20 protein-coding genes are annotated in these 20,595 nt (G+C 39.6%); 12 read left to right on the forward strand and 8 right to left on the reverse strand.

Annotated features, from left to right (window positions below; all coding sequences use genetic code 11):
• Positions 1-143 precede the first annotated feature (143 nt).
• A complete protein-coding gene (locus ABXG83_RS11065; RefSeq protein ID WP_353548926.1) occupies positions 144-1,133 on the reverse strand; it encodes an aldo/keto reductase in 990 nt (329 codons plus the stop codon).
• A gap of 119 nt (positions 1,134-1,252) precedes the next feature.
• Between ABXG83_RS11065 and ABXG83_RS11070 the strand changes: the two genes are divergently transcribed.
• The gene (locus tag ABXG83_RS11070) at positions 1,253-2,629 is read left to right on the forward strand and encodes an aldehyde dehydrogenase (protein ID WP_353548927.1); all 1,377 of its coding nucleotides are present in this window, start codon (positions 1,253-1,255) and stop codon (positions 2,627-2,629) included.
• 21 nt (positions 2,630-2,650) lie between these two features.
• Complete coding sequence (locus ABXG83_RS11075; RefSeq protein WP_353548928.1) at positions 2,651-3,307, forward strand: glutathione peroxidase; 657 nt, start codon at positions 2,651-2,653, stop codon at positions 3,305-3,307.
• A 44-nt stretch (positions 3,308-3,351) separates the two neighbouring features.
• Here ABXG83_RS11075 and dusB read toward each other — a convergent pair whose 3' ends face one another.
• The gene (gene dusB, locus ABXG83_RS11080) at positions 3,352-4,389 is read right to left on the reverse strand and encodes a tRNA dihydrouridine synthase DusB (RefSeq protein ID WP_353548929.1); all 1,038 of its coding nucleotides are present in this window, start codon (positions 4,387-4,389) and stop codon (positions 3,352-3,354) included.
• A 179-nt stretch (positions 4,390-4,568) separates the two neighbouring features.
• Here dusB and ABXG83_RS11085 point away from each other — a divergent pair, with 179 nt between their 5' ends.
• The 5 genes from ABXG83_RS11085 to ABXG83_RS11105 all read left to right on the forward strand — a co-directional run bounded on the left by ABXG83_RS11085 (position 4,569) and on the right by ABXG83_RS11105 (position 8,345).
• A complete protein-coding gene (locus ABXG83_RS11085) occupies positions 4,569-5,501 on the forward strand; it encodes a type II CAAX endopeptidase family protein (RefSeq protein WP_353548930.1) in 933 nt (310 codons plus the stop codon).
• On the forward strand, positions 5,498-5,704 hold the full coding sequence (locus ABXG83_RS11090; RefSeq protein WP_353548931.1) for a DUF2007 domain-containing protein: 207 nt from the start codon (positions 5,498-5,500) through the stop codon (positions 5,702-5,704). Before ABXG83_RS11085 ends, ABXG83_RS11090 begins: the two co-directional genes overlap by 4 nt.
• Positions 5,705-5,810: 106 nt before the next feature.
• A complete protein-coding gene (locus ABXG83_RS11095) occupies positions 5,811-6,671 on the forward strand; it encodes a phosphatidate cytidylyltransferase (RefSeq protein ID WP_353548932.1) in 861 nt (286 codons plus the stop codon).
• A 55-nt stretch (positions 6,672-6,726) separates the two neighbouring features.
• Entirely contained in the window at positions 6,727-7,386 is a 660-nt protein-coding gene (locus ABXG83_RS11100) for a phosphatidylserine decarboxylase family protein (protein ID WP_353548933.1), read from the forward strand.
• A gap of 77 nt (positions 7,387-7,463) precedes the next feature.
• Positions 7,464-8,345, forward strand: a complete 882-nt coding sequence (locus ABXG83_RS11105) for a flavin reductase family protein (protein WP_353548934.1) — start codon at positions 7,464-7,466, stop codon at positions 8,343-8,345.
• Here ABXG83_RS11105 and ABXG83_RS11110 read toward each other — a convergent pair.
• The 3 genes from ABXG83_RS11110 to ABXG83_RS11120 form a co-directional block, all read right to left on the reverse strand.
• Entirely contained in the window at positions 8,342-9,391 is a 1,050-nt protein-coding gene (locus tag ABXG83_RS11110) for a glycosyltransferase family protein (protein ID WP_353548935.1), read from the reverse strand. The genes ABXG83_RS11105 and ABXG83_RS11110 overlap by 4 nt on opposite strands.
• A 2-nt stretch (positions 9,392-9,393) precedes the next feature.
• A complete protein-coding gene (locus ABXG83_RS11115; protein ID WP_353548936.1) occupies positions 9,394-10,251 on the reverse strand; it encodes a UDP-2,3-diacylglucosamine diphosphatase in 858 nt (285 codons plus the stop codon).
• A 160-nt stretch (positions 10,252-10,411) separates the two neighbouring features.
• Positions 10,412-11,110, reverse strand: a complete 699-nt coding sequence (locus ABXG83_RS11120; RefSeq protein ID WP_353548937.1) for an SDR family oxidoreductase — start codon at positions 11,108-11,110, stop codon at positions 10,412-10,414.
• A gap of 116 nt (positions 11,111-11,226) precedes the next feature.
• Here ABXG83_RS11120 and ABXG83_RS11125 point away from each other — a divergent pair, with 116 nt between their 5' ends.
• Positions 11,227-11,922: a YjjG family noncanonical pyrimidine nucleotidase gene (locus ABXG83_RS11125; protein ID WP_353548938.1), complete on the forward strand. Its 696-nt coding sequence runs from the start codon at positions 11,227-11,229 to the stop codon at positions 11,920-11,922.
• 52 nt (positions 11,923-11,974) lie between these two features.
• On the opposite strand, the gene ABXG83_RS11130 is transcribed toward ABXG83_RS11125, so the two are convergent.
• Together ABXG83_RS11130 and ABXG83_RS11135 are read right to left on the reverse strand one after the other, a co-directional pair.
• Positions 11,975-12,187 carry a hypothetical protein gene (locus tag ABXG83_RS11130; protein ID WP_353548939.1) on the reverse strand — a complete coding sequence of 71 codons (213 nt, stop codon included), beginning with the start codon at positions 12,185-12,187 and terminating at the stop codon, positions 11,975-11,977.
• A 232-nt stretch (positions 12,188-12,419) separates the two neighbouring features.
• The gene (locus ABXG83_RS11135) at positions 12,420-13,424 is read right to left on the reverse strand and encodes a fumarylacetoacetate hydrolase family protein (protein WP_353548940.1); all 1,005 of its coding nucleotides are present in this window, start codon (positions 13,422-13,424) and stop codon (positions 12,420-12,422) included.
• 155 nt (positions 13,425-13,579) lie between these two features.
• On the opposite strand from ABXG83_RS11135, the gene ABXG83_RS11140 reads away from it, so the two are divergent.
• Positions 13,580-16,108 (forward strand): glycoside hydrolase family 9 protein, encoded by a 2,529-nt coding sequence (locus ABXG83_RS11140; protein ID WP_353548941.1) that lies wholly within the window; start codon positions 13,580-13,582, stop codon positions 16,106-16,108.
• 91 nt (positions 16,109-16,199) lie between these two features.
• Here the strand turns inward: ABXG83_RS11140 and ABXG83_RS11145 are convergent, their stop codons facing one another.
• Positions 16,200-16,484, reverse strand: coding sequence for a hypothetical protein (locus tag ABXG83_RS11145; protein WP_353548942.1), 285 nt, complete (start codon positions 16,482-16,484; stop codon positions 16,200-16,202).
• 163 nt (positions 16,485-16,647) lie between these two features.
• Here ABXG83_RS11145 and ABXG83_RS11150 point away from each other — a divergent pair, with 163 nt between their 5' ends.
• The 3 genes from ABXG83_RS11150 (at position 16,648) to ABXG83_RS11160 (ending at position 20,390) form a co-directional block, all read left to right on the forward strand.
• Entirely contained in the window at positions 16,648-17,097 is a 450-nt protein-coding gene (locus ABXG83_RS11150) for a hypothetical protein (RefSeq protein WP_353548943.1), read from the forward strand.
• Positions 17,087-17,287, forward strand: coding sequence for a helix-turn-helix transcriptional regulator (locus ABXG83_RS11155; RefSeq protein ID WP_178887433.1), 201 nt, complete (start codon positions 17,087-17,089; stop codon positions 17,285-17,287). The genes ABXG83_RS11150 and ABXG83_RS11155 overlap by 11 nt, the downstream gene beginning before the upstream one ends.
• Positions 17,288-17,582: 295 nt before the next feature.
• Positions 17,583-20,390 (forward strand): outer membrane beta-barrel protein, encoded by a 2,808-nt coding sequence (locus ABXG83_RS11160; protein ID WP_353548944.1) that lies wholly within the window; start codon positions 17,583-17,585, stop codon positions 20,388-20,390.
• Positions 20,391-20,595 lie beyond the last annotated feature (205 nt).

Raw genomic sequence — 20,595 nt, forward strand, 5'->3', positions numbered from 1 at the left:
CCTGTTCCAAATAATAGTTCCGCTTATAAGAGTAGAATAGGAGATGTTGGTTGGAAAGAAGGTAGAACTTTTTTTAGTGCTTCCATAAAAAAAGCGGAATGATCTTTACTCATTCCGCTTTTAATTGTTTGCTTATCAGATACTTATGCCAGATCCATCACCGGTTTGTTCTGTAAAATATTTTCAATTTTACCCATCACTTCGGTTGTCAACAACGGTAATACTTGCAGCGCTTTCAGGTTTTCTTCCAATTGTGTTTTCTTGGTCGCACCCAAAATGGCAGTGGTTACATTTGGATTTTTGATGGTCCAGGCGATAGCCATTTCAGCCAGGCTTACATTCATTTCTTGTGCCAATACCGCTAATTTTTTCACTTTCTCGATTTTGGCTTCCTGTACCCAACGCTCTTTTAACCAATCAAATCCTTGAATGGCCAGTCTGGAATCTTCAGGAATACCATTCAGGTACTTGCCTGTTAAAAAACCGGCTGCTAATGGACTCCAAATCGTAGTACCCAATCCTACATTCTGGAAAACAGGTAAATAATCCTGCTCCATCTTGAATCTTTCGAACATATTGTATTGAGGTTGTTCTACGGTTGGACCGATCAATCCATATTGCTGTGCAACACGATGTGCTTCCATGATCTCAGCGCCACTCCACTGGCTGGTACCCCAATACAAGATCTTTCCTTGCTGAATCAGGTTGTGCATGGTCCATACCACTTCCTCAATGGGAACATTTGGATCGGGGCGATGACAAAAGAACAGATCAAGATAATCCAGCTGCAAACGCTGCAGTGCTTCATGACAGGCTTCCATCAGGTGTTTACGGCTGAGGCCTGTTTGATTGGGTTTGTTTTCTTTACCACGCCATCCGAAAAATGCTTTCGAGGAAACGGTGTAAGAAGTACGGTCCCAGTTTTTCTTTTTCAGGATCCTTCCCATCATTTTTTCACTTTCACCTAAAGCATATGCTTCTGCATTATCAAAAAAATTAATGCCGTTATCATACGCAATACCCATCAGTTCATCAGCAATGCTGTCATCGATCTGTTTGTGAAACGTTACCCAACTGCCATAACTCAGTACACTTAGCTGTAAGCCACTTCGGCCCATTCTTCTGTATTCCATATTGTATTTTTTAGTAATGCTGAATGAAGTCAATGGCTCCAATGAGCCGGAGCATGCAATTTACAAAAAAGGGTGTTCAGACATTTATGGTTTCGGGTATTCTTGCCTAAATTGTTCTTATGTCTACTGTATCAATTGAACATCTCAATGCCATGCGAACCCATTTTGCATCAGGCATCACCCGTTCGTATGCTTTTCGGAAACAACAATTATTGGCTTTGAAAAAGGCCATTATTGCGCATGAGGAAGAGATCTATTCAGCGCTGTATGCAGATCTTAAAAAGAGTCCGGAAGAATGCTGGGTCACTGAAAACGGATTTGTATTGAGTGAACTGGATCATACCATCAGCTGGTTAAGTGCCTGGATGGAACCCGAACATAAATCAACCAATCTGCTCAATCTACCCAGCAAGAGCAGAGTAATGAAAGAGCCCTTGGGTGTAGTATTGATCATCGGTCCATGGAATTATCCTTTTCAATTGTTATTCACTCCTTTGATCGGTGCCATTGCTGCGGGAAACTGTGTTGTACTAAAACCCAGTGAGTTTGCCCCTGCTACAGAGGCTGTAATGCAAAAGATCATTGAAGCGATCTTCACCAAAGAATATATACTGTATGTACCGGGAGATGGTGCTACTGTTATTCCGGCCATGATGAATCACTTCACTTTCGATCATGTTTTTTATACGGGAAGTACAGCGGTGGGAAAGATCATTTACAAAATGGCTGCAGAAAGATTGGTACCGGTTACATTAGAGCTGGGCGGGAAAAGTCCATGTGTTGTGACAGAAAACGCCCATATTAAAGTGGCTGCCAATAGAATTGTTGTTACCAAATTCTCAAATGCAGGACAGATGTGTATTGCTCCCGATTATATTTTGGTGCATGCATCTGTAAAAGAGGATCTGATTGCAGCGATGAAAAAGAAGATCGTTCAATTCTTTTCAGATCAACCACAAAACAGTCATGAGTTCGGTAAGATCATCAATGAAAAACAGTTCAACAGATTGGTGGGCTATTTAAAAGAGGGGAATATAGTGCATGGCGGAGATCATGATATCCAACATCTATTCATCGCACCTACATTGATGGAGTCTGTATCCTTAGACAGTTCAATTATGACCGATGAGATCTTTGGTCCGATATTGCCTGTAATCACTTATCAAACAGAGGAAGAAGCATTATCGATCATTCAGAGAAATCCGAATCCGCTTGCTTTTTATATATTCTCCAATCAACAAAAAGAAGCGGAACGATGGCTGAATCAAGTGCCTTCAGGTGCTGCTTGTATCAACAATGCCAGCTGGCATGCGACCAATCATCATTTGCCTTTTGGTGGAAGGGGTTTCAGTGGAACCGGACGTTATCATGGAAAGTACTCATTTGATACGTTCAGTCATGAAAAAGCAGTATTACAAACACCTACTTGGTTTGATCCTTCTATGAAGTATCCGCCGTTTAAGGGTAAGTTGAAATTGTTCAAGAAGTTTATTTAAGTCATCCGTTTAATTATCGATATGCGCAAACTATTGATTGGACTCATTGTTATTGTTGTTCTACTTATTCTCATCAAAAAGAAAAATATGACCTGGAGAGAATCTATTCTGAAAGCCGTGTATCCTGTGATCATGTTACCTGGGAAATTGTTTGGTGGTTCTCAAAAAGGTTCATTGAATCAAGCGCATAAAACAGCACCTATGAATTTTTATCAGCTTACCGTAACGCTCAATAACGGACAAACCATTTCGATGGAACAATTCAAAGGCAAACAATTATTATTGGTGAACACTGCCAGTGCATGTGGTTATACAGGACAATATGCCGAGTTGGAAGAGCTATATAAAAAGTATAAGGATCAATTAGTGATCATTGGTTTTCCTGCCAATGACTTCAAACAGCAAGAACAAAAGAATGATGATGAGATCGCCGAGTTTTGCAAAGTGAATTATGGGGTCACTTTTTTATTAGCGAAGAAAAGTTCTGTTGTCAAAGGGGCAGAACAGAATCCGGTTTTTGATTGGTTGAGTGATGCAGGAAAAAATGGATGGAATGATCAGCAGCCGACCTGGAATTTTTGTAAATACCTCGTGAATAAAGAAGGTATTCTCGAAGCATTTTTCCCACAAACCGTATCGCCGCTCGATAAATCAGTGATCCAACTCCTAGTCAAATAATCTGCGAATCTGCGGCCTTATTTAAAGCCGCAGATTCGCAGATTTTATAGGGGACAATTTTCATGATAGTTCACCAGCTCTATTTGCTGACGCTCCATCACAAAATCTTTATAGTTGATAGCAACTTCATCTAACACTGCTTCTACTTCTTCCATGGTTTTTAGTGTCACCAATCTGTTTCTATAATCCTTAATACCCGGAAGACCTTTCAAATAATTCGCATAGTGTCTGCGCATTTCATTGATGCCAACGATGGGTCCTTTCCATTCAATGGATTTACGCAAGTGTTGTCTACATACCTGCACTCTTTCTTCTACTGAAGGAGGTGCCATCAATTCACCAGTTTGAATGTAATGCTTGATCTCTCTGAATATCCATGGATAACCGATTGCTGCGCGACCGATCATTACACCATCTACCCCATAACGGTTTTTGTATTCCACTGCTTTTTGCGGACTATCGATATCACCATTTCCGAAGATGGGTATGTTGATGCGGGGATTATTTTTCACTTTACCGATCAGTGTCCAGTCAGCTTCTCCCTTATACATCTGAGCCCTGGTTCTGCCATGGATACTCAATGCTTTAATACCTACATCCTGTAAACGTTCTGCAACTTCTTCAATGTTTTTGCTGGTTTCGTCCCAACCCAATCTTGTTTTAACGGTAACCGGTAAACGTGTGGCTTTAACAACCGCATCTGTAAGACGAACCATCAGATCCAGGTCTTTTAAAACACCGGCACCAGCCCCTTTTCCTGCTACTTTTTTAACCGGGCAACCAAAATTGATATCGAGCAGGTCGGGGTTGGTAACATCGACAATTTTTGCAGCAAGGGCGAGGCTTTCCTCATCGCCTCCGAAAATTTGGATGCCTACAGGTCGCTCGTATTCAAAAATGTCCAGTTTCCTGCGGCTTTTAATGGCATCACGGATGAGACCTTCACTGCTGATGAATTCGGTGTACATGAGATCGGCGCCATTTTCTTTACACACAACACGGAATGGCGGATCGCTCACATCTTCCATCGGCGCGAGTAAAAGCGGGAAATCGGGTAATTCTATCTGATCAATCTTAACCATGGGCAACTTTCTGTCTGTTTCACTGTTTCTTTGCTGTAGCTGTTCTTTTCGGCAGGAAAAGGATTCGATGTAAGGCAGAATATCCATATGACCGGAAACCGTTATTTCACTGGTTACCTGTACCTTAGTCGCTCAGCACAAAGATCGGCTGCAAATTTACAAGCTTATTCTTCAACCACATGAATCAGAGGCAACAGATTAGCTATCCGCTTCAGTTTTTAATGTTATTGGGGCTCGTCGGGCTCTTTATGATCTTTGGTTCAATACTGATAGCAGCATTGGGCTCCAATCTGTTAGGGGTCTCTTTGTTTCAGGTCCCCGATGCCTTGAATCGCCCACAAAACGCAAATATTTCGCGATTATTAAACACGTTGGCTACCCTGATCGCCTTTTTAATACCAGCATTTGTATTTGCCAAAGTCATTTCCAAACAACCTTTTTCATGGTTAGGGTTCAATAAAAAAATGAATAGCAAACAACTGCTTATCGTTGTTCTGATCACATTCGCCGGCATGATCCTGAGTGGTTCATTGGGAATGTTGAACCAGGATATACCTCTTTCAGAAGGATTATTGAAACAGGCACAACAACTTGAGAACACTTATAAAAATGCCATGATGAACATGGCTCATATGACCAACCTGACTGATTACTTATTTGCGATGTTGGTAATGGCACTTGCGCCGGCCATTTTTGAAGAGGTATTATTCAGAGGCGCTTTTCAACAGGTATTTATTGGTTGGACCAAACATGCATGGGCAGGTATTATCATTACAAGTATTCTATTCAGTGCCATTCACTTTTCATTTTTTGGATTTCTTCCAAGAATAGCATTGGGGCTTATACTCGGACTCATCTTTTTTTATACCAATAATCTCTGGTTGAGTATTCTTCTTCACTTTTTGAACAATGGATTTGTAGTAACGCAGCTATATATCTTAACGGCGCAAGGAAAATCGATTGATAAGGTCATGGATGAGACCATGCCCATTTGGTGGGGTTGCATTGCACTCATATTATTGGTTGTTTTATTCCGATTATTGATTACGGAAAGTACTCAGTTCAAAAAATCGGTAGCAGTACCTAACGAAGAAATTATTCCTGAGATATGAATCAGTGGCAAAAAGTATTCTCTACTCGTGTATATCCTGAAGCAGCGATCATCAAAGGGATGCTGGAAGAAAACCAAATACCCGTTCAGGTACTGAACAAACAAGACAGCAGCTACCCTATGTTTGGCGATATTCAAGTATTCGTCCCCGGACAATATGTAATAACCGCACAGGAACTGATTAATCAGGCGTTGTTGAATTAGTGGATAGTTTATGGCATATGGTTCATGGCGTATAGAAATATCTTGTTCTACCATACGCTATGAACCATATGCCATAAGCTAAACGCTAATTTCCTACCTTCACCCCATGGCATTTAACTTTCAAACTTTTCGTACGCGTGCACTTACGGCGATTGTTTTTGTGATCGTGATGTTGGGTGGATTATTATGGAATCAATGGAGTTTTCTGGCATTGTTTGCTGTGATCCATGTTGGCTGCTGGATAGAATACCGTTCACTGATCGCTAAAATCGATAGTCGTTATCAGCATATTTCAGTTGTGCATTTATTGGGAGCGATTGCTGCAGGAATTGGATTTATGTGTTGGATGACAGGCGATCTTTTTTTGATCGGCGATCTACCCTTGAGTGAGATCGGTTTTAGAGTACTATTGATATCATTGACTGTACTTGTACTGATCAAATTCATCAAGTGGAGAGTGCCCGATTGGAAGATCATTGGTTACACCGTTGGCGGACTCATTTACATTTCCATGTCCTGGGGTTTATTGGTGAATCTGTACAACTATTTTGATGGGAATACTTATGAAAAAGGCTGGTTGTTACCGATGCTCATCATTGCAACGATCTGGATCAACGATACTATGGCCTATCTGGTAGGTTCTTTTATCGGAAAAACTCCTTTTTCTCCCATCTCTCCCAAGAAAACCTGGGAAGGAACAGCAGGCGGCGCTATTCTGGCCGTGGCAGTGGTTACCGCTGCAGGTATATATTGGCTTCAACTGCCCATGCTTCAGTTACTATTGATCACCATCACTTCCGCAGTCATGGGTACATTGGGCGATCTGCTTGAAAGTAAACTCAAACGTATGGCCGGAGTAAAAGACAGCGGTAGTTTTATGCCCGGACACGGGGGCTTCCTAGACAGATTCGATTCTTTATTACTGGCAGTGCCCTATGTATGGCTCGTTTTATTCCTCTTTGGTTAAGAAGGCCTAGAATTTTGCCTCAATCCGTTTACATTTGCAGTTCAACATCTATCTCATGACCATTCATCGCGAAGGTTACCAATCTATTGGCATCGGTGCATTGATTTTCGGTGTGCTGAATGTGGCATCTTTTACTTTTTTGAGTGCTTCTATGCCCTGGTTAGCCATCATCATTTTTGTGATCACACTCGGATTATTATTATTCTTGATTTCCTTTTTCAGAATTCCCAATCGCACGCATACCATCAATGACAAACAATTGATCTGTCCGGCAGATGGAAAAGTAGTGGTGATCGAAGAAGTAGTTGATGAAGAATACTTCAAAGACAAAAGATTACAGGTAAGTATTTTTATGAGTCCTGCCAATGTGCACGTGAATAGAAATCCGATGAGCGGTGAAGTGATCTATAATCAATATCATAAAGGGAAATATTTGGTGGCATGGCATCCGAAATCATCTACTGAAAATGAAAGATGGAGTGTAGCAGTAAAAAATAATTACGGAACCATACTGTATAAACAAATTGCCGGAGCATTGGCGAAACGAATTTGTAACTATACTTCTGTTGGACAACAAGTGAAGCAATGTGATGAATACGGCTTTATCAAATTCGGTAGCCGAGTAGATATTTTATTGCCTGTAGGTACTAAAGTTGAAGTGAGTATGAATCAGGTGGTGAAGGGTGGTGTGACTGTTCTAGCTAGTTGGGAATAATTTTTTTGAGCCACAGATTCGCAGATTATCAAACAAATAATCTGTGAATCTGTGGCTTTCTTTTTTAATCATATCTAATGAAAACAATTGATATCAGCTCATTACCCGTTATGGAAAAACAGCAATGGTTGCAGCATGCGATTGCACCCAGACCTGTTTGCTTTGCGAGTACAATTGATAAAGAGGGCAATGTGAACCTGAGTCCATTTAGTTTTTTCAATTTGTTTTCATCGAATCCGCCTATTGTTATTTTTTCACCTGCCAGAAGAGGACGGGATAATACCACGAAGCATACGCTTGAAAACGTGCTTGAAGTTCCCGAATGTGTGATCAATATTGTTGATTATGCGATGGTGCAACAAATGAGTTTATCAAGCTGCGAATTTCCAAAAGGTGTGAATGAATTTGTGAAAGCCGGATTTACAGAACAGCCTGCAACACGTGTTCAACCACCCATGGTGAAAGAAGCTAAGATCAAGTTAGAATGCAAAGTAAATGAAGTAAAGAGTTTAGGTGAAAATGGGGGTGCAGGACAACTCGTTATCGCTGAAGTACTTTGTATGCATGTGGATGAAAGTATTTTAGGAGAGGATGGAAAGATCGATCAACAAAAACTGGAGTTGGTTGCCCGATTAGGAGGAGATTGGTATTGCAAAGTAGACCCGACTAACTTATTCAAAGTACCAAAACCCAATACAAAACTTGGAATTGGGGTAGATCAATTACCGGAGAGTATTCGTAATAGCCAAGTGCTTACCGGCAACCACCTGGGCATATTGGGCAATGTTCATGAGATGCCTGATATTGACGCCTCTTTTACAGATGACCGCGTAAAAAACATTTTTCAATACTATTCTGTAAGTCCGGCAGAGATGGAAGTAGAACTCCACAAATATGCTGCTGAATTATTGAATACAGGGGAAGTTGAAAAAGCATGGCAGGTATTGCTCTGTAATTAAAATAAAGCGAGCAGATCCTCTTCATTCAGTAAAGATTCCTCCTTTTTGATCGGCTGTAAACTTCTGCCCAATTCAATGGCTTGTTGTACGATATCATAAGTGCTGTGTGAAAGTGAAAGTTGTTTAGCAGCAGATACCTGAAGCCATTGATAGACTTGTTCTGTGAAGTTATGGCTGATCTTATCTATGATGGTGACACCATAATCTTTTAGTGCGGCAGCATTACAGCGTTGCTCATATTGTCCGCGAATAGGCAGACACAATAATTGTTTTCCGAGATACAAAGCTTCTGCAGGTGTTTCAAAACCGGCACCGGTGATCACAGCTTTTGAATGGATCATACTTTGTGTAAAACCGGTATTACTGATAGGCAGTAATTTGATATTCCCAAAGCTTGTCACAGACTTTACTTTCTTTGAAAAGATTTCGAATCGAACATCTTTGATTTTTTGTAAAGCATTGATCACTACTTCATCACTGTAATGGGAAAGATATACGGTAATATGCCCTTGATCACTTGGGTCAGCATATAAGATCTCACTTTTAATAACAGGAGGATAAATGAAATCATCGTACGATGCGAAATGTAAACCTATATAAGCCGACGATGTTGCATAATGTTTCAATATTATTTCTCCCGCAATATCTTTCTTGTCATCTCTCGGAGTATATGCACTCTGAAAACTGGCCTGATGCCCAAATCCAACACTTTTTACTTTTTTGAGTTTACATGACAAGGAAGTAATACTGTCAAAATCATTGATCACCAGATCATATTTTTCTACGGGTAATGCCTGAGCTTCCCTAAAGATTCTCTTCAGATGCAGTTCCTTCCACATACGCCAGTAGTCCAATCCACCTGTATTTCCATAGAATAAACTTAATCCATTGCTACGAAATTTTATGGGAAGGTCTGCTTGCAGGTGGCTATTACTGCCGCTTAAAAAAATATCCACCTCTCCATATTGTTTTAGGAAAGGCATAAGTTCCATTGCTCTGCTGATATGTCCGTTTCCGGTTGCCTGAACGGCATATAATATTTTCATACTCATGATTGAATGGCTAAAGAATGAATGAATAATGCGATCTCGTCTGTCACCACGTTTAACTGTGGTAATTTTTTTTCCATGGTAACAACCGGTGCTACAGTATCAGCAAATTGTTTCTCGTCATATTGATAAATTGTCCATTCGTTGTTTTGGTATTCGAGTGCAGTCAGATTTTCGATCCAGTCGCCACTGTTGAGATAAATAACAGAACCTTCTTTTGTGGTGATCACTCTTTTTTGTGGTTGATGGATATGTCCACAGATCACATAGTCATATTTTTTTTCGATGGCCAGTTCTGCAGCAGTTTGTTCAAAATTGCCGATCCATGATACAGCCTTCTTCACGCTGTTCTTTACTTTTTTACTAAAGCTCATCTTCTCTCTTCCCATCATCTTCAGGCATCTGTTGATCAGACTATTGATCAGGATAAGCAGATCATAACCATGTCCGCCAAGTTTGGCCAATAGTTTTGCACTGCCTTTGGTTGTTGCATCAAATACATCACCATGAAAGATCCAGGTCATTTTACCATTGATCTCCATCACCACTTTATCGGTCAACTGGAAATTCCCCATATGCATATCTGAGTAGCGACGCAAAGCTTCATCATGATTACCGGTGATATAAATGACGCGTGTTCCTTTGCTTAAAAGGTGCATGATCTCTTTGATCACTTGCATATGTGCAACAGGGAAGTATCTTTTATTGAATTGCCAGATATCAATGATATCACCATTGAGAACAAGAATTTGCGGCTGAATACTTTTCAGATAGTTGACAATCTCTTTGGCATGACAACCATAAGTGCCTAAATGCAGATCACTCATCACCACAACATCAAGCGGACGTCTTTCCATACATCATGAGGTTTTACAAAACTGCTCATATAGTATGAATAGAATGTTAGGAGGGGATGAAGAAATTGTTATGGTGGGTAGTCCATGGTCCATAGTCAATAGTCCATAGGAGTACAAATCATTTACCATGTACTATCGACTATGGACCATGGACTACCTCCTACAAATCCCCCAACTGCGGGCGTAAAATAATGTCTTCTGGTACGGCCATGGGAGAGAGGTGGGCTGCTGCATAAACCATTTTGGCAATATCAGCAGCTTCCATGATGCGTTTGGGATCGATGTTGAATCCATCCCAGCTGGCTGTCATGGCAGCACCGGGATATACAGCAGTTACTTTGATGCCGTGTGGTTTCATTTCTTCTCTGAGGTTGCGACTAAATCCTGCCAATGCAAATTTGCTGATGCTATAGCTGCCTCCATTAGTATAAGCATGTAAGGAGGCAATGGAACAGATGTTGAAGATATGTCCGGACTTGGCTTCCATCATCGCCGGTAATAAAGCGCGGGTGAGGTGATAAGCGCTGAAGAGATTTGCTTGTAACATCTCCTCTAAAGCACCTTCCGGTTCATTGTGTACACTACCGGGAATAAAATTACCTGCATTGTTGACGATAATATCAGGGGTTCCTTGTTGTAAACACCATGTTGCAAATGCCTGTACCTCTGACTTTACAGACATATCAGTTGGTCTAGCTTGTATATTGGCATTGGGAAAACGGGTCTGTAGTTCCTGAACACAGTCATACAAAGATTTCTCACCTCTACTGCAAAGCAAAAGATGATGACCATCTTGTGCAAAGCAAGCAGCAATTGCTTTTCCGATACCTTTAGAGGCCCCTGTAATAACAATTTTCATAAACAGAAGGATGATTAGCGCACTACGAAGTAAATCATTTTATATTGATTCTATTCACTAATTCTTTAGTAACAGTAATTGATAAGAGCTGTTCAATTAGACATTAACTTTGCCATATGCGCTATCGTCATATTTTCTTTGATCTGGATCATACGCTATGGGATTTTGAAACCAATGCTAAAGATACTTTGCATGATCTGTATCATATTCATGATCTCAGTAAAAGAGGTATTGAAGATTTCAATGGATTCTTTGATCGATACAGTTATCACAATGAGCGTTTGTGGGATCGATATACCAAGGGATTTATAAAGCAAGATGAGTTGAGATGGAAAAGGATGTGGCTGACTTTGTTAGATTATAAATTGGCTGATGAAGAGCTCTCTCGTAATATGGCTATTCAGTTTTTGGACAAACTGCCTACAAAAAAAGCCATCTTCCCCTATACCTTCGAAATACTGGAATACCTCAAGAATAAAGGGTATAACCTTCATCTTGTGACAAATGGCTTTGAAAAAGTACAACACAATAAATTGCAGAGCTCCGGATTGCATGCATATTTTGAAGCAGTGATCACATCAGAAGCAAGCAATAGCTTAAAGCCGCATAAAGAGATCTTTGATTATGCATTTCAGCAAACAGGGGCTAAGGAATCAGAGAGTGTTATGATCGGGGATAATCTTGATGCGGATATACAGGGAGGTATCAATGCTGGTATGGATACTGTTTTTGTGAATCATCTGAATATTAAAGCACATATACAACCTACCTATACGGTATATCACCTTAAAGAGTTAGAAAATATCTTATAAATAAAAAAGGATGTTCATTTGAACATCCTTTTTTATTTATAACAGAAAAGAATTAAGCCTTTGTGGTTTTCTTCGCTTCTGCTTTTTTAGTGTCTTTTGTTTCCTTTGTTTCTTTTTTAGCATCCTTACTGCAGCACTCTTTTTCTTCTTTGCTACATTCTTTTGCTTTTGCACATTTTTTACCACCACCGTGCTTATGGTCATTGGCAAATGATGCTCCTGTTACCAGGAAAGCTGCCATTGCGAGTACAATTACTTTTTTCATATGATTCGTTTTAGTTTTTTAGAGCTAATTCAAATATACGGAATGGAGGGTTGAAATTGTGTTAAAATGTTTGGGATATCGGGGTATTGGGTAATTGGGTTATCGGGTAATCAGGTAATCAGGGTATTGGGTTATCAGGTAATCGGGGTATCGGGTTGTGGGAGGTTGATATACCATCATTACCCAATTACCCAATCACCTGATTACCTGATTACCCGATATCCCAATACCCTCACTTCTTCCTCGCGAGAATAGAGAAATCGGTATCTTCTTTCACGATCGTATTTTCAAGTACCCCAATACCGTCGATCTCCATTTTAACGATATCTCCGGGTTGTAACCATTGTTCCTGGTAATTAGGGTCATTCAATTTTCCGGTACCATTGAGTTCCAGAAAACAACCGGTTCCAACTGTGCCGCTTCCAATCACGTCTCCCGGATGTAGCTGTACTCCATAAGCGCAACGCTCAATGATCTCTGCAAAGGTCCAGTCCATATCTCCTACATTGCCTTCGCTGACTTGTACGCCATTCACCCAACACTTCATGCCTAAGTTCCAGTTCTTGCCGGTATGTCCGGGTTTAGCCGGTATTTCATAGGATTCCAATTCATCGAGTGTAACAAGACATGGCCCGATCACTGTTGAGAAATCTTTTCCTTTGGCCGGACCAAGATTCAATAACATCTCTTCCATTTGTAATCTTCTTGCACTCATATCATTCATGATCATCAGCCCACCGATATAGCTGTCTGCTTCTTCTGCCGGAATATTTCTTCCACTTTTGCAGATCACGATAGCCGCTTCTAATTCAAAATCCAATTTTTCAAAATGATCGGGCATACAATGGATATCACCCGGTCCTTGAATGCTATGGTGATTGGTGAAATAAAAGATCGGATATTGATCAAACTCAGGTATCATATCTACCTTACGATTCCGACGTGCTGCTGCAACGTGTTGACGAAACGCATAACCATCCCTGCAAGAAGTTGGAAAGGGTACAGGTGCCAATAAATGTTGCCCTTGTATAGCTACACCTTTTTCTTTTCCGATCCTGCCATCTTTGATCGCAGCATTGACTTGTTGTGCGATTGGGAACATGTCATCCCAATATTGTAGAAACATATTCATGCTACTCGGCAGTTCGGGATGCACCAGGTCACAATCAAACAAATAACCATCTACTAAAAATGCAAGTTGATCACGACCTTCGGATAAGTAAGAAACAAGTTTCATAATGCAATCATTTGAGGGGCGAAAATAGTTTAAAAAATCTCTGCGAAACTCTTTTTCTCTTTTCTCTGCGGTGATCATTCACGGAGAGAAAGAAGTACGCGAAGGTTGCGCAGAGACTAGTTAAACAGGTATCTTTATTGACCCAAAACAGCCGCATGAAAAGAATAATATTGTTTGTTGGCGTGTTCGCACTTGTTCTATGCTTTGCGTTTAAGAAACCAGAGAACCAACAACATTGGATTCGTATCAATCAACTGGGCTATACTCCAAATGGTAGTAAGGTTGCAGTATGGTGTAGTAAAGAGAATTTTTTACCGGAAAAGATCGAGTTGGTAAATGCTGAGACGAATCAAACCGTTTACTCCATTGATCAATTGGAAGCTTTTGGCGCTTATGGCCCATTCAATAAAACGGCACGCGTTCGGTTTACTTCATTTCGTAAACCCGGACGATATTTTCTTCGTGCAGGTAATACTGTATCACCCATTTTTAAAATTGATCAGGATGTATATAAAGGAACCGCTGATTTCTGTTTGCGTTATATGCTGCAACAAAGAAGTGGATTCAACCCGTATTTAAAAGACAGTTGCCATACATACGATGGATATACTTTATATGGCCCCATGCCGGATAGTACACATATTGATGTAAGTGGCGGTTGGCATGATGCGAGTGATTATTTACAATATACGACCACTTCTGCCAATGCTACATGGCATTTATTATCTGCCTATCAAAGTTTTGGAAGGGTATTCACGGATGAAAAACAAGCCAATGGATTAGATGGGAAAAATGGCGTAGCCGATATTCTGGATGAAGCAAAATGGGGATTGGATTGGCTATTCAAAATGAATCCCTCAGATGGTATCATGTTCAATCAATTGGGCGATGACAGAGACCATGTGAAAATGCGTATCCCGAAAGAAGACACCAACTATTATGGGAAAGGATTTGAACGACCTGTTTATTTTGTTTCAGGCAAACCGCAAGTAAGGGGTAAGTTCATGAATGCAACTACAGGCACTGCTTCAACAGCCGGTAAATATGCAAGTACATTTGCATTAGCAGCGCAAGTTTATCAAGAGAAAGATCAAAGTTTCTCCCAAAAATTATTACAAAAAGCGGAAGCGGCCTATCGTTATGGAAAGAAATATCCGGGTGTTGCACAAACCGCGTCTGTTAAATCACCTTATATCTATGCAGAAGGAAATTGGGTGGATGATATGGAACTTGCAGCCGCAACACTAGCGCAAACGAAAGCGGCTAAAGATGACAGTTATCACACAGATGCTTATTCCTTTGCTAAAAAAGAACCCATTACACCGTGGTTGGGAAAAGATACGGCCCATCATTATGAATGGTATCCGTTTGTGAATGCCGGTCACTATGTGTTAGCAAATGGAGCATCAAGTCATCATCAGCGTGATACCCTCCATGATTATTATGAAGCAGGGATCAAAGCTGTTTGGAATAAGGCTAAACAAAATGCTTTTTATAGAGGTATTCCATTTATATGGTGTAGTAATAACCTTACGGTTTCATTTGCATTGCAATGTTATTGGTATCGGAAAATGACAGGCGATGATACTTACAACGAATTAGAACAAGCTAATATTGATTGGATCTTTGGTTGTAATCCATGGGGAACGAGCATGGTATATGGATTGCCTTCATGGGGCGACACCCCTGTGGATCCTCACTCCGCTTTTACACACTTAAAGAATTATCCTATTGATGGGGGATTGGTGGATGGTCCTGTTTACACAGCGATCTATAAAAATCTGATCGGTATTACACTGAATGAACCTGACGAATACGCCGCGTTTCAAAGTGATTTGGCTGTTTATCATGATGATTATGGTGATTATAGTACAAATGAACCCACCATGGATGGAACTGCATCCTTGATCTATTTATTGGCAGCAAAAGAAAATGAAACAATACCAACAACTGAAAGTGGGTGGACAGCTTATCCTCCAATCAATCCGGCTTTTACATTACAGCATGGAGCTATTGTGAGAGGTGATACAACTAAGAAATCTATTGCCATTGTTTTTACTGCCGATGAGTACGTAGAGGGATTACCAACGATTCAAAAAATTTTGCAAGAAGAGAATATTAAAGCATCTTTCTTTTTCACCGGAAGACTGTATCGCAATAAAGTGTATCATCCGATCATTCAACAACTATATCAACAACAACATTATTTTGGAGCACATTCTGATCAGCATATTTTATACAATGATTGGAAGAACAGGGATAGTCTTTTGGTGACAAGAGATTCTTTGGAAAGAGATTATTTCAATAATATAGAAGCAATGAATGCACTTGGTTTATGGAATAATAACAGGCCAGAATATTTTATTCCACCTTATGAGTGGTGGAATAAAAAAGTGACAAAGTGGTTTTCACAAAGACTGGTTCGATTGGTGAGTTTTACACCCGGCACAAGAACCAATGCAGATTATACTTGGCCGGAGATGGGGGCATCTTATAAATCAAGTGAAGAACTCATTGAACTTCTCAAAGCATTTGAAGTAAAGCATACATTAAATGGTGCGATCTTGTTGATACACGCAGGAACAGATCCGAGACGAAAAGATAAGTTGTACGATCGTTTACCTGATATTATCCATTCGTTGAAGACAAAAGGGTATCACTTCACAACCATTGATAAATTATAGACCTCTTTCTGTGTATGTCTGTGCTTTCAGTGGCAATCTTTCCAACTAAATATATTGCCACTGAAAGCACAGAGAGGCACAGAAATGTTTTTTACCATTTTTCTTCTTCTGAGCTCTCCCAATCTTTTTGTTTGAAAGCTTCTCTCGATCTCTTTTTTTCTTCTTGTCTGTCAACGATCAGTTGAGCAATCAATTCACCGGCGTTTTGATCGGGATGATCAGCGAGTGTTTGTTTGAGTTTTTTCTCGTTGATATCTAGTCGATACAGTAATAATACCAATTGATTAAAATCTTGCGTGATCAGCTCATTCACAAAAGCAACCAACTGATTCCATGTGTACGATTCTATTTTGAAAAGGTCATTCTGAGCAGACATAGAATAAAGTTAAACCAATAAGATGAGCTGCTTTATCCATTCAAAATCAATCCATTAAGTCAATACAGTTGTACAAATTGTTAAAATTTTATTACAAAATGTAAAATAAATTTGACAAAATGAAAAATCGTTTTTACGTTTGCAATATCAAATCAAACAAAATATGAAACAGATCAAATTATTCCCGCATAGCTTTCAGCGCATCGGTTATGTCTTATTAGTGCCGTTTCTGGCATTGGGTATTGCGCATATGTTTTTTGAATTCAACCCATCCTGGCTGGAATTTAAAATGAACCTGAAAGGTCCTTTGGAGTTTAGCGCGAGTCAGAATTTCACGGATGAGTTGGCTTCTGTAGGACTGATCGTTAGTCTTATTTTTATCGCCTTCTCAAAAGAGACCATCGAAGATGAAGCCATTCAGTTCTTTCGATTGGAAGCCTTACAATGGGCCGTCTATGCCAACTACTTGGTATTGATTATCAGTATTTTGGCTGTTTATGGGACTACTTTTTTTCAGGTGATGACATATAATATGTTTACAGTCCTCATCATCTTTATCCTTCGTTTTAGATACATATTGTTTCAATATAATAAAGCCAGCTATGAAAAATAAGATCAAAGTGCAAAGGGCCATTCATAATCTGACACAGGATGATCTGGCTAAAAAAATTGCGGTAAGCCGACAAACCATCAATACCATGGAATCAGGAAAATATGTGCCGTCAACTGTATTGGCACTCAAAATGGCCAAATTATTCGGCGTTCCGGTAGAAGAACTGTTTGAATTAGAGGACGAAGATTAATTTTTTTACCTCTTTCCAACCTTTTAGTGTAACACAACTCTTTAATTGGAGTTAAGTAAATAAGTCATACGTATGTTTAATCTGAGAAAATTGATACCACTCTTGTTGCTGTTGGTCACAACAGCTGCGCTTGCAGGGGTTCTCATATTAGGCATGCAACCTTCTGGCACTGGGAAAATAAAGATTCCCGAAACATCAACTTTTGAATGGATAGGTAAGCCTTCCGGCACCTACTTATGCATCTGAGAGCCATTGTTTCCTAACCATTTATTGTTTACGAGAAAAAATACGTTCAATGCGTAACAGAATTCTTTTGCTCTTACTGAGCCTATCTATAGGTGCTGCTATTTCAGCACAAACCAATCAGAAAGGCCAGATATCTGGTAAACTTGTTGATTCTGCTTCCAAGCAGCCAATGAATTTGGCAACCGTCTCTGTTTTTACAGCAGCCGATACCGTTCTGGTTACATATCGATTGAGTACCGAGTCAGGAGAATTCAAAGTGAGTGGCTTACCCTTAGATATACAATTGAGAATGATCGTTTCTTATTCCGGTTATACGGTTACCCGAAAAGAATTTAAACTCACAACCGATGCCCCTTCTTTTGATGCAGGTACACTTGAAATGACACCCAATCAAGCCAACACATTGGATGAGGTATTGGTTTATGCTGAGCGTCCTCCAGTGGTTGTGAAAAGAGATACGATCGAGTTCAATGCCAATTCTTTTAAGACACTACCTTCTGCCTTAGTAGAAGACCTGTTGAAAAAATTACCCGGTGTTCAATTAGATGCTGAGGGTAATATCACAGTGAATGGAAAAAAGGTAAATCGAATATTGGTAGATGGGAAAGATTTTTTCGGAGGTGATCCTAAAATGGCTACAAGAAATTTACCTGCCAACCTGATCGACAAAATTCAAGTAGCAGATGATAAAGATGAACTAGACCTCAATCCGGATAAAGCCAAAGCAGATGTTGGACAAGTCATCAATCTTAAATTGAAAAAATCGATCAAGCAAGGTTGGTTTGGAAAAGCTTATGCAGGTAAAGCAGATGGAGATCGATATGAAGCGGGCGGTATCGTGAATATGTTTCGAGATACCTTACAAGTGAGTGTATTGGGCTTCAGTAATAATTTGAATAAAGCCGGATTTGGATTCAATGATATCAGAACACTCGGTGGTTTTGATAGAAGTGGTATCAACTCGATCTCTATCAATGGTAATGGCGGATTGAATGTGAATGGGATTTCATTTGGCGGTACGGGACAAGGGATTCAGCAGTCACGCGGAATTGGGTTCAATCTGAACAATGAATTCAAGAAAGGTTTGACACTGAATACACAGTATTTCTATGGTAAAACAAGAAATGATATCACTGAACTGGAAAACAGACAACAGTTTTTGGGTGACACTATTTTGAACAGCAGATCTAACAGATCAGAAGTGCAAAATGCCAATAGTCATAGGATCGGCTTTGGTTTACGATGGAAAATTGATACTACGTCAAGAATGGAATTTCGTCCATCATTGACGGTGGGAGAGCAAACGAGTAATCGTCTGACGAATGTGAATACAACCAGTAGTGTTGATGGACCATTGAATGCAAGTAATAATCTCCAATCAGTGAATGCAAAAGATCTTGGTTATAATCATACGTTGAACTATTTCAAAAATTTCAGAAAAAAAGGCCGCAGTTTTAATATGTTCAATAGTGTGAACTTGAATACATTGAATAGTGATCAGTTCAATAATGTATTGAATACATTCTTTCCAACAGGTGCTAGTACTATAGATCAACTACGTGATCTGGAGCGGGCAAATTTTTCAACCAATACAAATTTGAATTTTGCAGAACCGCTGACCAAAGACCTCACCCTTCGGTTGGGTTATGCATTGACCTATTTTGAAAATAAAGATGCACTTTCAACCTTTAATAAGAATAATGCCAATGGAAAGTATGATCAGATCAATAACACGCTGACCAATCATTTGGAAAGAACCAGCTGGAGAAATAATCTATCATCAGGGTTGAATTTTAGGTACAAAAAACTGAGCATTACTGCAACCCTTAATTTTCTGTGGCTTGATCTGAATAACCGCTATGTCTCTATCGGACAAAAGCTCGATCAGCATTTCAATTATATTTTACCGGGTGGAAACATCAGTTGGAAGGAATTCAATTTGAGTTATAATGTAAATGTGAATCCGCCAGGTATTGGTGATATTCAACCTGTGGCAGATAATAGCAATCCACTGTACATCAATAAAGGTAATCCTGATTTGAAACCGGCGGTATCACATAATTTCAATCTGAATTATTTTAAAAATGTAACTGCTAAGCAGTTATTCATCAGTGCTTATTTAGGTGGTAATATCAGTAATAATGGTGTCGTGAGAAGCCGCAACATTGCTGCCAATGGTATACAAACCACTATGCCTGTAAATGCTGATGGTATTCATAATTTTTACACCAACTTTTATTTTAATAAGCAATACAAACTGAATAAAACATTTTCATTCAACATGGGAGCCGGATATAATTTAAATTATACCAGAAACTTCCTGATCATCAATACAAAAAAGAGTTACGTAAAAAATATTGACTTTAGTCCTTACTTACGTGCCGGTATCAATTGGAATGATAAGATCGAATGGAATGTGAATTACAATCATGGTGTGAATAATGCCTATTATGAAAGTAGTGATTTTAGAAACTTAGAAGTTGAGAGACAAAGTATCAATACAGATCTGGTTGTTCGTTTGCCTAAAAAGTTTGTATGGGAGATGACCTTGGATCATCGTTACAATTCACAAACTGCTCCGGGAGTACAGAAAACTGTATCATTACTGAATGCTGGATTGACCTATCTCTTCCTTAAAGACGACAAGGGTCAGTTAAAATTCTCAGTGTTTGATGTTCTGAATCAGAATCGTTCTGTATTCCGCTTTTCAGCAGAGAATTATATTACAGACAGACAGGTAAATATTTTGCAACGCTATTTTATGCTTACGTTTACTTATAATATCAGAAGTTTTGGCGCAGCAGGTAAGGGAGCAGGTGGTAAAGTAGGGGGAAGGCAAAGTCTGTTTTTCTTTTAAATAATAATATCTATTGCTGATGAAGCAACAATCGATAAAACCGGTTTTCTATACACTCTTTTTAATGTTTTGTGTTTGGAATTGTGTCTCTGGGCAAAAGGCCTCTGTAAAAAAAATTGAGTAGACAGCCGTATTATCGATACTCATTACCGGCAAGTGATGGGGATAGCTTAATTTTTTATCTGAGTGAAAATAATAGTAGCCA

Source organism: Sediminibacterium sp. KACHI17 (genome assembly GCF_040362915.1).
Lineage (GTDB): Bacteria > Bacteroidota > Bacteroidia > Chitinophagales > Chitinophagaceae > Sediminibacterium.

What these genes read in the sequence shown, in the direction of transcription:
- ABXG83_RS11120 (WP_353548937.1), bottom strand. Translation starts at nt 11,110, where the DNA reads ATGAAAATTGTTATTACAGGGGCCTCTAAAGGTATCGGAAAAGCAATT.
- ABXG83_RS11145 (WP_353548942.1), bottom strand. Translation starts at nt 16,484, where the DNA reads ATGTCTGCTCAGAATGACCTTTTCAAAATAGAATCGTACACATGGAAT.
- ABXG83_RS11100 (WP_353548933.1), top strand. Translation starts at nt 6,727, where the DNA reads ATGACCATTCATCGCGAAGGTTACCAATCTATTGGCATCGGTGCATTG.
- ABXG83_RS11160 (WP_353548944.1), top strand. Translation starts at nt 17,583, where the DNA reads ATGCGTAACAGAATTCTTTTGCTCTTACTGAGCCTATCTATAGGTGCT.
- ABXG83_RS11065 (WP_353548926.1), bottom strand. Translation starts at nt 1,133, where the DNA reads ATGGAATACAGAAGAATGGGCCGAAGTGGCTTACAGCTAAGTGTACTG.
- ABXG83_RS11155 (WP_178887433.1), top strand. Translation starts at nt 17,087, where the DNA reads ATGAAAAATAAGATCAAAGTGCAAAGGGCCATTCATAATCTGACACAG.
- ABXG83_RS11110 (WP_353548935.1), bottom strand. Translation starts at nt 9,391, where the DNA reads ATGAAAATATTATATGCCGTTCAGGCAACCGGAAACGGACATATCAGC.
- ABXG83_RS11085 (WP_353548930.1), top strand. Translation starts at nt 4,569, where the DNA reads ATGAATCAGAGGCAACAGATTAGCTATCCGCTTCAGTTTTTAATGTTA.
- ABXG83_RS11105 (WP_353548934.1), top strand. Translation starts at nt 7,464, where the DNA reads ATGAAAACAATTGATATCAGCTCATTACCCGTTATGGAAAAACAGCAA.
- ABXG83_RS11135 (WP_353548940.1), bottom strand. Translation starts at nt 13,424, where the DNA reads ATGAAACTTGTTTCTTACTTATCCGAAGGTCGTGATCAACTTGCATTT.
- ABXG83_RS11115 (WP_353548936.1), bottom strand. Translation starts at nt 10,251, where the DNA reads ATGGAAAGACGTCCGCTTGATGTTGTGGTGATGAGTGATCTGCATTTA.
- ABXG83_RS11140 (WP_353548941.1), top strand. Translation starts at nt 13,580, where the DNA reads ATGAAAAGAATAATATTGTTTGTTGGCGTGTTCGCACTTGTTCTATGC.
- ABXG83_RS11070 (WP_353548927.1), top strand. Translation starts at nt 1,253, where the DNA reads ATGTCTACTGTATCAATTGAACATCTCAATGCCATGCGAACCCATTTT.
- ABXG83_RS11090 (WP_353548931.1), top strand. Translation starts at nt 5,498, where the DNA reads ATGAATCAGTGGCAAAAAGTATTCTCTACTCGTGTATATCCTGAAGCA.
- dusB (WP_353548929.1), bottom strand. Translation starts at nt 4,389, where the DNA reads ATGGTTAAGATTGATCAGATAGAATTACCCGATTTCCCGCTTTTACTC.
- ABXG83_RS11075 (WP_353548928.1), top strand. Translation starts at nt 2,651, where the DNA reads ATGCGCAAACTATTGATTGGACTCATTGTTATTGTTGTTCTACTTATT.
- ABXG83_RS11150 (WP_353548943.1), top strand. Translation starts at nt 16,648, where the DNA reads ATGAAACAGATCAAATTATTCCCGCATAGCTTTCAGCGCATCGGTTAT.
- ABXG83_RS11095 (WP_353548932.1), top strand. Translation starts at nt 5,811, where the DNA reads ATGGCATTTAACTTTCAAACTTTTCGTACGCGTGCACTTACGGCGATT.
- ABXG83_RS11130 (WP_353548939.1), bottom strand. Translation starts at nt 12,187, where the DNA reads ATGAAAAAAGTAATTGTACTCGCAATGGCAGCTTTCCTGGTAACAGGA.
- ABXG83_RS11125 (WP_353548938.1), top strand. Translation starts at nt 11,227, where the DNA reads ATGCGCTATCGTCATATTTTCTTTGATCTGGATCATACGCTATGGGAT.